Raw genomic sequence first — 11,495 nt, 5'->3', positions numbered from 1 at the left:
ACTCTATCGCGAGATGCACTAATGTTTAGACCATCAATGACCGATATGATTTTGTTCTTTTTTATTACAACGGCAAAAGGAGCAGCCATTGACGAAAACAATTGCGTTTGTTTTACAGTCTAGCCCTTAGTTCACAGAGAGCCCCGTAAGTACTTCATCTAGTCGCTTGTCTGTTAATTAAGGTCTAAAAAAAGATTTTGAACCTTAGTTAACAGGAGAAAGAAAATGTCGTCTGAAAATTTATCAACACCAACAAAAAAGGGAATGACTCCTGCGAGTATTACATTTAATGTAACTCCAGTTCAAACCCTGAGAAAGAGATCGAGCTTAAGACCAAAGAGATCGATCCTTAAAGTAAAGTCTCTAAGACCAACAAAAGCTCTATTAAGATCAGAAGTACTATCAGAAGAGACTAAGGCTTAAGCCTTATCTCTTCGATCCTGAATTTTTCGAAGGCAACTTTTTGTCAAAGGTTGCCTGTAATTGCTTTAGCGCCTCTTCCCTAACCGCACCTAATTGTTTCACACGTTCTACATGTAAAAAATCAAGATACTTCTTTCTAGCATTGAAGAGATTATTGATATAAGTAATTTGCAAAGCTTTAAGCTCTCTATAGCAAAGCTCCTGTTCACTCTTATTCAACTTGAATTCATTATTCTTACTTACTTCATCACCAATGATAACCGTAGAAAAGTCCCCCTGGCAGACTCCTTTTTTGTGTTCAACAAAACGATCAATCTCTGCACGAATATCATTAATCTTCAGATCAAACTCTTCAGGTTTTAATTCAGAGATTGATTCAACCTTCTTGTACATACTACGAGTATATTCAAAAGTACTTGGCTCTGCTTGAGCGAAACAAGAAAGAGAAAAAAGGAATGGGAGAAATAGTTTAAAACTCATTAATTTCCAGTGATAATTGCAAACTTAGATTTATAGTAGCTTAAATTCTTATCATTTGTGAACGCAAAATATAGAAGTATTTTCTTATGACGAGACTTCTCGCCTTGGTCGATCTCAACATTTTTGGCACCAACACCTAAAATCTTGCCAAGACTCTTTGCGATAGCCTTGTTCGCCTTCCCTTCAATTGGCTTTTCTCGAAAATATAGAACGATTTCTCCTGTTTCGCCAAGAGAACACTTTTCAACTTTACTACCAGGTTTCGCCCAAACACTAATAGAAAGCACACCACCGTCATCGGTTTCACGATAAAGTTTTGTCTCAATACCAATCGTTTGAAGAAATTCGCAAAGTTCGTTAATCATTAAAAAAGACTTCGCCAATCAGAACTATTGTAACCATTCTCAGCTAGAAACGATTTCATCTCTCTAATAAAATCAGATAACGGAAAGCCTACAACATTCGAATATGACCCGGTTAATTTCTCAACAAAGAGAAGCCCCTGTCCTTGAATCCCGTAAGCCCCTGCCTTATCGAGGGCCTCATCTCCTTCGAGATAAAGATCCATTATTTCATCAGAAATTTTAGTAAATGTGACTTCAGAACAAATCACAAATGTTTTTTCAGCTGCACCTAAGCCCATATAGACGGCAGTATAAACTTCGTGCTTACGACCTGATAACTTTAAAAGCATCTCACGAGCATGAGCTCGATCTTTTGGTTTCCCAAGAATTTCATCATCAATGACAACGATAGTATCAGAAGCAACAATAAACGAATCTTCATTCGCTTCCCTAACTTTGATATCTCTTCCTTTCAAAGCAGCAAGATCTGCAACTACCTCACTAGGAATTGTATGTTCAGTAATCTCTTCAACGCCAGATGGACTAACTTTGACAGGAACTCCAAGCCAACCAAGTAGCTCTTTTCTTCTAGGGCTGGCTGATGCCAGAATCAAGTTTAACTTCTTCATAATATGCCTTTCTAATATCTTCTTTAGTTTGTTTTCGTGTACGTATTCCGTGCATAATCTGCCAGCGTTTTTTCTTCTCACTATTAAGTTTAGGCACGTAGATATTTTCTCTTCCAGCTTCTCCGTCTTTCATATAACGATCATAAGCCAGTGTATAATACTCACTTCTTATCACATTATCATCTTTTAGATTATATTTTTCGAGTAAACTTTCTCTATAACGACTTGCCACAACAAGATTTGATGTCTCCAGGCGTCTCATAAATGTCCACAAAAAATCAACTCTCTTAGAAAGCTCATCTTGATTCCACTTTCTAATTCCATAATCCTTTGCAAGTTCATCAACGCTCAAGTCTTTAAAAATAAATCGAGAATAATTATCGAGCATAATCTCCCTCGCATGATAAATACTAGGGATACGCTTCGTGATTAACTCGTTTAAAGAAAATTCTGGAGGAGTTGAGATTTGATTTGCTTCTCTCGCACTCGCTGGAACTTCGTACCAAAAACCAGAACTACCTTCACTAATTTCTTCGTTCGCAAAACCCCTAAGGTTATACTTGAACTCTCTCACCTTTGGAGAAAGTAACCCTAATTCAATTTCATCTCGCACTTTAAAATAATTTGCCTGTCCTAGTCCGACATAAGTATCGATACTTAATTCAAGGCCATGAATACTAGCATTTGGTAGAACGAGAAAAACTTCACTTACTTTATTGATCCACTTATTATTTTTTTCAATCAACCAATTTGCCTGCTGATAAGGTTGTTCTGTTAAAATGTTATCAGAGAAAAGGTACTCTTCGAGAGTCATTGAAGTGTCTCGAACTAAAGGATTGGCATCATACAAACTTAGCGGAAAAAAAATCTGATCAGTTTGCCTAAGAGTCTGTTCTTTTAACACACTTGTTGAACGGTTAAGCCAAAGAACGTTTCCAAGGTTAACTCTCGCATGCCAAAAAATTTTATCTGCAAGAATATTAATTTCTTTAAATGTGATTGATGACTTTGGTGCTAGCCTTACAAGTGTTCCATCATAGAGAAAAATCCAAAGATAGCTGTCAGCAGAAGTTTGGATTTCATCCCCCTCCATAACTTCAGAGCGATAAACCAATGAGTGTTGTCCTGAGTCGCGGTAATTCATGCAGATTCCAACACACTCAAGAATTCTCCCAACTGGCTCACGGTGTTTGTAAAGACGCTTTAAGGTTTCCCAATATTTATAAGAATCTCTAAAGGCCCGATCCTCTTGCCACTTCGTAACATTGAGCCAGTCCTGAGCATTCAACTCCTGCCAATTAGTCAGTGATTTTGTTTGTCCTTTAAACTCTGAGGAGACCTCAGCAAATACGCTCGACCAAAAAAATAGGATTAAAATTAAGTATTTCACAACATCTATTTCGGCTCAGAGAGTCAATTCCTGCAAAATCGGACTAAAATACCTCCTAAGGGGCAATTTTTGCGAGTCAAAATAGACTCAACATGCTAGAATTGGCGCGCAGAACATATAGAAAAAAGGTTTGAATTTATGACTCAAGAAACAGGTCCATTCTCATTTGTTGAGAGCGAACATCAGGTATTAAAATTTTGGGAAGAAAATAAGATTTTTGAAAAGTCCCTTGAACAAACTAAAGAAAAAGAACCATATATTTTCTATGACGGCCCTCCGTTTGCGACAGGCCTTCCTCATCACGGTCACCTTCTCGCTGGAACTCTAAAAGACATCGTTCCAAGATACTGGACAATGAAAGGTCGCTACGTTCAAAGAAGATTTGGATGGGACACACATGGTCTGCCAATTGAACAAGAAATTAATAAGAAATTAAATATGACTGCCCACGAAGCGCTAGAGAAATTTGGCGTTAAAGGTTACAACGACGAGTGTAGAAAAATCGTTCTAACTTATACTTCAGAGTGGAGAAAAACTGTTACAAGACTTGGGCGTTGGGTTGATTTTGATAACGACTATAAAACAATGGATCCAAGTTTCATGGAATCTTGTTGGTGGGTTTTCAAGTCTCTATGGGACAAGGACCTTGTTTACAAAGGGACTAAAGTCGTACCTTACTCAACTGCTCTAGGGACGGGTCTTTCAAACTTTGAAGCCGGTCTTGATTACCGTGACGTTCAAGATCCTGCGATTACTGTGCTATTTAAAGCAGAAGATGCAGACGAGTACTTTGCGGCCTGGACAACAACACCATGGACACTTCCATCAAACCTAGGTCTTTGTGTTGGTCCAGATATGGATTATGTTCGTGTAAAAGATAAGTCTGGAAAAGTTATCATCATGGCGCAAGCGCGTGTTGAAGCTTACAAGAAAAAAGAATTAGAAATCATCGGTGAATCTTTTAAGGGTGAAACTTTAAAAGGAAGAAGATACACTCCGATCTTTAAATACTTTCAAGATCTAAAAGATGATGGCGCATTCTCAATCATGACAGACGAGTACGTTACAGCAGATAACGGGACAGGTATTGTTCACCAAGCTCCAGCATTCGGGGAAGACGATAATCGCGTAATGAAAGCTCACAACGTTAATGTTGAAGTTTGCCCAATTGATGATGCAGGAAAGTTTACAAAAGAAGTTACTGACTATGTTGGACAGTATGTAAAAGACGCTGACAAAAATATCATCAAAGATCTTAAAGATAATGGAACTCTTTTTGATCACGGAAACCTCGTACATAGTTACCCATTCTGCTACAGGTCGGGAACGCCACTAATTTATAGAACAATCCCTCAATGGTTTGTAAAAGTAGAAGAATTCAAAGACAAGCTTCTCGCAAGTAACGAGCAAATCAACTGGGTTCCTGGTCACATCAAGGCCGGAAGATTTGGAAAGTGGCTTGAAGGCGCGAGAGACTGGGCAGTTTCAAGAACGAGAGTTTGGGGAACACCACTTCCAATTTGGATTAATGACGAAACTGGTAATATGAAATGTGTTGGTTCGGTTGCTGAGCTTAAAGAATGTTCAGGAGTAGAGCTAACAGATCTTCACCGTGAGTATGCTGATGATGTGACTTTCACAATCGCAGGAGAAGCTGGAACATACAAGCGTATCCCTGATGTATTTGACTGTTGGTTTGAGTCAGGTTCAATGCCTTACGCACAACTACACTACCCATTTGAAAACCAAGACGTTTTTGAAAATGGATTTCCAGCAGAGTTCATTGCAGAAGGTCTCGATCAAACTCGTGGTTGGTTCTATACCCTAACAATTCTTTCAACTGCCTTATTTGGAAAGCCAGCATTTAAAAATGTTATTGTTAACGGGCTTGTTCTTGCAGAAGATGGTAAGAAGATGAGTAAGTCTCTTCGTAACTTCACTGCTCCAGATATTCTTATGGAAGAATTTGGTTCAGATGCCCTAAGACTTTATCTCATCAACTCAGGTCTAGTTAAAGGTGAAGAGCAAAGGTTTACTGATGCAGGAGTTAAGGACATGGTAAGACGTGCCCTACTTCCATGGTACAACTCATTTAAGTTCTTCACGACATATGCAGAAGTTGATGGTTTTGATTACTCAAAGCATGCTCTTGAAGGAAAGAACATTACTGACAACTGGGTTATTTCAAAACTTCAAACACTAAAGAAAAATATTGAAGTAGAAATGAGCGAGTACAAACTTTATAATGTTGTACCTGCCCTCTTTAATTTTATTGAAGATCTTACGAACTGGTATATTAGACTTAACCGTTCTCGTTTCTGGGGAGACGGGCTTAACGATGATAAGCGTGAAGCCTACACAACTCTATTTTTAACTCTTAAAGAGCTTACAATTGCAATGGCACCATTTGCGCCATTCCTTTCTGAGCATATCTTCCTAGAGCTTAAGAAATTTGACTCAAGCGAAAAAGCAGAGTCTGTTCACTTACATGACTACCCTGTGGCGATTGAAGCAAAAATCAATCCAGTCCTTGAAGATGCAGTTGATAGAATGCAACAGCTAATTCTTCTTGGAAGACAGAAGAGAAATCAAGTACAGATTAAAGTTAAAACTCCACTTGCGAGTCTTACTGTAATTCATAAAGACGAGGCACTTTTAAAAGAGATCTCAAAGCTTGAAAGTTACATTCAATCAGAGCTTAACGTTAAGACAGTTGAGTACTCAACAGAAGAAGATAAGTATATCAAGCTTTACGCCAAACCTAATTCGCCAGTTCTTGGTAAGAGACTTGGAAAAGAGTTTGGGAAATTTGTAGGACTAATCTCTAAGCTTGATGCGAAAGAACTTGGAAAACTTGAAGATACGGGCTCTCTTGAGCTAGCAGGACAAACTTTTGCACTTGAAGATATCTTAATCTTTAGAGAGGCGAAAGAAGGAACACAAGCTCTTTCAAATAGATTTATCTCAATTGATATCGATACAAACCTTTCAGAGGATCTCATCCTTGAAGGTTTTGCTAGAGAGGTTGTAAACCGTGTTCAAAGAACTCGTAAGGAAAGTGGATTCAATGTTGAAGATAGAATCACTATCGCTTATGAGGCTTCAGCGAAGCTTGCAAGTGCGATTGAAGCTCACAAAGAACACATCTCAAAAGAAACTCTTGCAACATCGCTAACAGCACAAGCGGTGACAGACGGAATTGATTTTGATGTTGATGGAGAGACACTAAAAATTAAACTTACAAAAGAATAAAACGAGGCCCTGCATATGCGGGGCTTTTTTTTGAGCTACTAGAATCTAATAAAACAATTTCTTTCCCCAAACTTGAAAAAGCTATTTATTTGATAATAAACCCTTTCCAAAGTTTCATTAAGAGATCGTTCGAGACGAAAGTCTGATTTGTGAAAATGCAACGCCCAAGCTTGCCAGTGTTCTGCTTTAAAGAAAACTCAACAATTTGAGGTGTACCACCCAATTCTCGACACACTTTAAACCCAGGGCTACCAATACTCGATTTATATCTCATAAGAGCGACTGGTCTATCTTTGGGATTTTGTAAAACTTTACACTTAAGTTTCGAACAATCTTTAGAGTAGATGAACTCACTTCGCTCGTCCTTATCAAAGCAGAAGCTTAAAGAGTTAGATATCTTTTTTCCTGTATCAAAGTATGTGATCTCACCTTTGCCACAAATTTCTGCACGTAAAGAAAAGTTTAATACAATTGCCATCAAAATTAGAATTATTTTATTCATAATATTGAACTCCATAAATTGCTTGAGTCATATACTCTCCAGGAATCCAAATATTTCCATCCTCACATTTATAAGAATCGTCATAGCTATAGCAGTCAGTACCCCAAGAGTTTCTTAGAAGATACTCACAACTTCCCGTCTTTTCATTAAACTTTCTGGCAACAATTGAACTAGCATGTCTTCCATCAGCGTTCTCGTATTTGTCAGAAAGTATATCAGAAAAATATGCAACACCGACCATGTCCCCTTTCTCAAGCTGCTTATCAAGCTCACTCATCAAAGCTTCACCATCAGGACGAAAGTGATGCCTTATCTCTTTTAGTGTTAATTTCTGTTTTGGTTTAATCCTCTTCTTGCAAGAAGCCTCAATAAGAGCATCGATCGCCTTATTGCTCGAGCTGGCCTTTGAAAAAATACCTACAAGAGTCTCGACTGAGATATTTGGAAAAATACCTCTCCACTCCTGATCAATTTTTGAACAAACAAGATCCTTATAAAACTGAGTATCTGCTTTATCGAGATCTTTCCCCTCTTTTTTGAACGATAAAAAATATTTCTTATAACTTGCTCGGTCGTAGTATTGATCATATAATTTTTCGATCGCTTTCAATTCTTCAAGAAGGTCTCCACCATTTTTTGAGTAAGCAAAGTCATCACTTCTAACCTGATTTTCTAGGCAAACACCTTTTTCCAAAGCTAAATTAGCTGCATCAACAGCAAGTCCTGATTCAATTTCAGATTCTTCAAAACCAAAAAGTTCATAAATATCACCTTTATTATATGTCTGAGCGATATCAACTGCTGAAACTTCCTGACCAATCTTACTTGATATGAGATCAGCAGCAACGAAAGCATAACACCAACCAATTGTATCTTGGTCTCTCATGTAGTTCTCAACTACTTTTCCAGATTTATCTAATTTCGCAATAGGAGGCTTTCTATTTTCTATGGCCGAGCATGACTTTTGTTTAAGTTTTGAATTCTTCTTCCCCTCTTTAATCAACCCATCAAGGTAAAGCTGGTCAAAGTTTGTAGAAACATACTTCTTAGTTTTCTCATAGGAAGCTTTTAAACTCTTAATTTCTTCTTCAGGTGAACGAAATTTTGAAACACGCTTTACTTCTTCTGCGAGAAACTCAATATTATTGCGATGCCCTTGAATTTCTATTTGATCTAAGTTCTCTAGTATTTTCTTATTATCCTTACAATAACTATTCACCAGATACTTCATCGTTCTCATCTGCACGGAAACATCTCGCTTCTCGGCAATCTGACTAACCTTTTCATATTGGTATTCAATCATATCTATTTTACTTTTCTGGCAATTTCCAAACTGTGCCTTAGAGTAAGTAGAAATTAAACCCACTAATGTCATCATTAAAAATTTTTTCAAGTTACACCTCTTCAACTCAAAATATTTTTCGATTAATTTACTTAGATAATTTAGTTTTATTGAGACTTTATGGTTAAGTGGAATAATTGAACAGGTTTTGCTAGATATTTGCAGTTAAAGAGTCGGTTATTTTATTGAAAAGGTCACTTTCCAAAGGAAGAAGCTCATCTATTGATTGATAAATCGCTCCGCTAAGTCCACAGGGGTAAACAGTTCTTAGAATCTTTGACATTTTTTCGTCTTGATAGAGATTCAGTGCTAAGCCATGATAGGTCACAAAGCGACGAGTGGATAATCCCATTGAAGCAATCTTGCGACTCCCACACCAGAGTCCAATGAGTTCATTGTCAGCATCGAGATTTTCGAGATGAAATCTTTCTTCAAGAATTGTTTTAAATTTTCTAATTGTTCCGCGAAGAAAATCCATCACAGCAAGTTTTTGGTTTTCTAAACTTATTATAGGATAAAAAACTAGTTGTCCTGGGTAGTGAAATGTTACACCTCCACCTCGCTTAATATTATGAATAGGAATATCAAGCTTCTCTCGAAGAGACTCATCGAAGTCAATCAAGCTAATATCAGGAGTAAGTTTCTTTTGTAATCCCCTTCCAAGCGTTAAGCAATGGGGATGATTGCAGATAATATAGACTCGTTGAGTTTTATCTGCATAAACTCGGTCTAAGATTACTTCTTGAAAATCATGGGCTAGCATATAATCCCAATTTTCTTTAATCACAAAAACTGTATGGTCATCTTTTTGAATGAAGTTAGAAAGTTCTAAATCGAAATCGGCGAGATTAAGACCTTCAATTATTTTCATACTTGATGACCCTGATCTCTCAAGTGTTTCAAATAGTCCGCAGCCTTGTAGCTACTGCGAACAAGAGGTCCACTTGCTACAAACTTAAAGCCTTTTTCATAAGCTATTCGTTTGAGTTCTTCAAATTCTTCAGGGCGGTAATACCTTTGAACAGGAAGATGTCGAGGTGTTGGTCTTAAATACTGCCCAAAAGTAATAATATCACAATTAACGGCCCTAAGATCATCCATACATGCAATCAGCTCTTCAATAGTTTCACCAAGTCCAACCATGAGAGATGTCTTCGTCGAAATATGAGGGTAATTCTCTTTATAAAACTTTAAACAATTAAGAGTTTGCTCATACCCTGCTCTACGATCTCTCACATCATAAGTAAGACGTTTTACTGTCTCAACATTTTGAGCGATTACAAAAGGATCAGCATCCCCTAAAGTCTTCATGTGCTCTTCAACACCATTGAAGTCAGGAATCAAAACTTCAACTAATGTTGATGAATGGTTATTTTTTACCGAGCGAATAACATCTGCAAAATGGGATGCCCCAAAGTCAGGAAGATCATCACGATCCACACTCGTAATAACCAAATAATTAAGTGACATCATCTTTGCCATCTTGGCAGCGTTTTCAATTTCTTCTTTGTTAATTAGCCCTTTTGGGTTTCCTGTATCAACGTGACAAAACTTACAGGCTCGAGTACAAGTCCCACCTAGAATCATCATTGTTGCCGTCTTCGCAGACCAGCACTCCGATAAGTTAGGACAGCTAGCTTCTTCACAAACTGTCCAAATTTTATTTTCTCTTAGATTTTTTTTCAGATCTTGATAATTGTCACCACTAGGAAGTGGAACTTTAAACCATTCAGGCTTGCGCTCTCTCGTTACAGGAGCCTTCTCAGCTTTCCTTCTTAAAGCATCTGATGCTTTTTCTCTTTTTATTTTTACTAGCTCTCGCTGTTTGTCATAGTCGTACATTATTTACTCATCGTATTCTTCACAATTTTTAATTTCTAATTTCTTACTAAAAAGCTCTTTTCCACGTCTAAAGGTAAATCCATTTCTATTCGAGCCAAATTTTTGAACCCTATAAACTTTAACAACTTCTTCAAGCTTAACATCATTTCTTGAGTTATCATCAGTTGGTACCTCAATAGGACGACGAGAAAAGTCTAGTTCTCCCTTGACCCACTCCATCTGATCTCCACGACCATTACTAATCACTAAAGAGTGTTGCTGATACTTTTCAATAGATCTCACAGTATTACCCTCTAGGCAAATCCTATGAGCAGGATATCTCACCCCATCGTCAAATTTATATGTCGGAAGATCGAAATAGTATTTAATATCTTTCAATTTATATAGATCATTCCAAGATTTAGAACTTCCCCCAGCACTATCGCCCACACCAGCAATAGCTGAAATTGTCATAAGTAAAATTGTAAGTAACTTCATTTCTTCATTCCCGGGTTCATTTTATCTGTAGTCATAAATGTAAAGGCCCTAATCGTTCCTCTACTTTTCTTATCACGACATAATTCTATTTTCTTTCGATAAGCCTCTTCATCAATTTTGAGCCATTCGTTATATGCTTCTGGACTTAGTCCCTCTGCATATATTCCCAGGAAATTCTCTCCTGCATCATCGGTCTTCTCTGGTCTAGAAAATCGATCAACCATATGAAGACCTAAGACCTTAATCGCCTCAGCGGATATATTAATCTGATTTTTCCCAAGAATAATCATTCCATCTCGGGCCACGTCGAGAACCTGCAGCTTCAACATCTTCTTTAGAGTATCAATACCGTGTTCACCAAAACGAAAACCAATGTATTCCTTAGCAATTGGGCCACAGCCGGCCATAAAATAAATTTCGCTAAAACAACGATCACGTAATAACTCTTCTTCCAGATCACTAGAGAAAATAATTTCTTTATTTGTTTGAACCTTTGGATTGCCCTTTATTAGAGCTTCCTTAATACAAGGTGCAACATTATCAAGTAGCTCAGAATCGTTTCTGGCCTGAGTAAGAACACGATAGATCTTATAGAGAGTTTGGTAGCCAGGCTTATTGTCTTGCGCGATTAAGCGCTTCAATGTCTTCTCATGTATTCCCATTCGAGAAGAAAGCATACGCATACCGATTTTCTCATCTTTGAACTCGAAGAGAATACTCCTCAGGTCGTGAGAAACCTGCTCAGAAAGGCTATCAAAATGTGTTTTTTCGGTAGTAAACATTGGAAATTGTTATAACTTGCTTTAATACCTCT

Annotated in this window: 12 protein-coding genes; 2 read left to right on the top strand and 10 right to left on the bottom strand. The window is 37.5% G+C overall.

Annotated elements, in window-relative coordinates; translation table 11 throughout:
- Positions 1–225: 225 nt before the first annotated feature.
- On the top strand, positions 226–423 hold the full coding sequence (locus tag M900_RS02930; protein ID WP_021273539.1) for a hypothetical protein: 198 nt from the start codon (positions 226–228) through the stop codon (positions 421–423).
- Positions 424–426: 3 nt separating this feature from the next.
- Here M900_RS02930 and M900_RS02925 read toward each other — a convergent pair whose 3' ends face one another.
- From M900_RS02925 to M900_RS02910, 4 genes are read right to left on the bottom strand one after another with little or no spacing between them, the layout of a single operon-like run.
- Complete coding sequence (locus M900_RS02925; RefSeq protein ID WP_021273492.1) at positions 427–903, bottom strand: hypothetical protein; 477 nt, start codon at positions 901–903, stop codon at positions 427–429.
- Positions 903–1,268 (bottom strand): DUF167 domain-containing protein, encoded by a 366-nt coding sequence (locus M900_RS16885; RefSeq protein ID WP_021273433.1) that lies wholly within the window; start codon positions 1,266–1,268, stop codon positions 903–905. Before M900_RS16885 ends, M900_RS02925 begins: the two co-directional genes overlap by 1 nt.
- Complete coding sequence (locus M900_RS02915) at positions 1,268–1,876, bottom strand: nucleoside triphosphate pyrophosphatase (RefSeq protein ID WP_034730874.1); 609 nt, start codon at positions 1,874–1,876, stop codon at positions 1,268–1,270. Before M900_RS02915 ends, M900_RS16885 begins: the two co-directional genes overlap by 1 nt.
- Positions 1,836–3,266 (bottom strand): hypothetical protein, encoded by a 1,431-nt coding sequence (locus M900_RS02910; RefSeq protein WP_034730871.1) that lies wholly within the window; start codon positions 3,264–3,266, stop codon positions 1,836–1,838. Before M900_RS02910 ends, M900_RS02915 begins: the two co-directional genes overlap by 41 nt.
- A gap of 138 nt (positions 3,267–3,404) precedes the next feature.
- Here M900_RS02910 and ileS point away from each other — a divergent pair, with 138 nt between their 5' ends.
- Positions 3,405–6,518 (top strand): isoleucine--tRNA ligase, encoded by a 3,114-nt coding sequence (gene ileS, locus M900_RS02905; protein WP_021273268.1) that lies wholly within the window; start codon positions 3,405–3,407, stop codon positions 6,516–6,518.
- Positions 6,519–6,603: 85 nt separating this feature from the next.
- Here ileS and M900_RS02900 read toward each other — a convergent pair whose 3' ends face one another.
- The 6 genes from M900_RS02900 to M900_RS02875 all read right to left on the bottom strand — a co-directional run bounded on the left by M900_RS02900 (position 6,604) and on the right by M900_RS02875 (position 11,463).
- A complete protein-coding gene (locus tag M900_RS02900; protein ID WP_021273538.1) occupies positions 6,604–7,020 on the bottom strand; it encodes a hypothetical protein in 417 nt (138 codons plus the stop codon).
- Entirely contained in the window at positions 7,013–8,398 is a 1,386-nt protein-coding gene (locus tag M900_RS02895) for a hypothetical protein (protein ID WP_198295935.1), read from the bottom strand. Before M900_RS02895 ends, M900_RS02900 begins: the two co-directional genes overlap by 8 nt.
- Positions 8,399–8,513: 115 nt before the next feature.
- On the bottom strand, positions 8,514–9,233 hold the full coding sequence (locus M900_RS02890) for a biotin/lipoate A/B protein ligase (protein WP_021273280.1): 720 nt from the start codon (positions 9,231–9,233) through the stop codon (positions 8,514–8,516).
- Complete coding sequence (gene lipA / locus M900_RS02885) at positions 9,230–10,204, bottom strand: lipoyl synthase (RefSeq protein WP_021273431.1); 975 nt, start codon at positions 10,202–10,204, stop codon at positions 9,230–9,232. Before lipA ends, M900_RS02890 begins: the two co-directional genes overlap by 4 nt.
- Positions 10,205–10,207: 3 nt before the next feature.
- Positions 10,208–10,681: a hypothetical protein gene (locus M900_RS02880; protein ID WP_021273176.1), complete on the bottom strand. Its 474-nt coding sequence runs from the start codon at positions 10,679–10,681 to the stop codon at positions 10,208–10,210.
- The gene (locus tag M900_RS02875; protein ID WP_021273575.1) at positions 10,678–11,463 is read right to left on the bottom strand and encodes a hypothetical protein; all 786 of its coding nucleotides are present in this window, start codon (positions 11,461–11,463) and stop codon (positions 10,678–10,680) included. The genes M900_RS02880 and M900_RS02875 overlap by 4 nt, the downstream gene beginning before the upstream one ends.
- Between the last annotated feature and the right edge of the window lie 32 nt (positions 11,464–11,495).

The organism is Bacteriovorax sp. Seq25_V, assembly GCF_000447795.1.
In the GTDB taxonomy this organism is placed as follows: Bacteria; Bdellovibrionota; Bacteriovoracia; order Bacteriovoracales; family Bacteriovoracaceae; genus Halobacteriovorax_A.
The sequence above is the reverse complement of the archived record's forward strand: the minus strand, read 5'-3'. Positions and strand labels throughout refer to the sequence as shown.

Excerpts from the sequence above, each read along its gene's own strand:
- M900_RS02930 (WP_021273539.1), top strand. The coding sequence starts at position 226 with ATGTCGTCTGAAAATTTATCAACACCAACAAAAAAGGGAATGACTCCT.
- M900_RS02925 (WP_021273492.1), bottom strand. The coding sequence starts at position 903 with ATGAGTTTTAAACTATTTCTCCCATTCCTTTTTTCTCTTTCTTGTTTC.
- M900_RS16885 (WP_021273433.1), bottom strand. The coding sequence starts at position 1,268 with ATGATTAACGAACTTTGCGAATTTCTTCAAACGATTGGTATTGAGACA.
- M900_RS02915 (WP_034730874.1), bottom strand. The coding sequence starts at position 1,876 with ATGAAGAAGTTAAACTTGATTCTGGCATCAGCCAGCCCTAGAAGAAAA.
- ileS (WP_021273268.1), top strand. The coding sequence starts at position 3,405 with ATGACTCAAGAAACAGGTCCATTCTCATTTGTTGAGAGCGAACATCAG.
- M900_RS02900 (WP_021273538.1), bottom strand. The coding sequence starts at position 7,020 with ATGAATAAAATAATTCTAATTTTGATGGCAATTGTATTAAACTTTTCT.
- M900_RS02895 (WP_198295935.1), bottom strand. The coding sequence starts at position 8,398 with ATGATGACATTAGTGGGTTTAATTTCTACTTACTCTAAGGCACAGTTT.
- M900_RS02890 (WP_021273280.1), bottom strand. The coding sequence starts at position 9,233 with ATGAAAATAATTGAAGGTCTTAATCTCGCCGATTTCGATTTAGAACTT.
- lipA (WP_021273431.1), bottom strand. The coding sequence starts at position 10,204 with ATGTACGACTATGACAAACAGCGAGAGCTAGTAAAAATAAAAAGAGAA.
- M900_RS02880 (WP_021273176.1), bottom strand. The coding sequence starts at position 10,681 with ATGAAGTTACTTACAATTTTACTTATGACAATTTCAGCTATTGCTGGT.
- M900_RS02875 (WP_021273575.1), bottom strand. The coding sequence starts at position 11,463 with ATGTTTACTACCGAAAAAACACATTTTGATAGCCTTTCTGAGCAGGTT.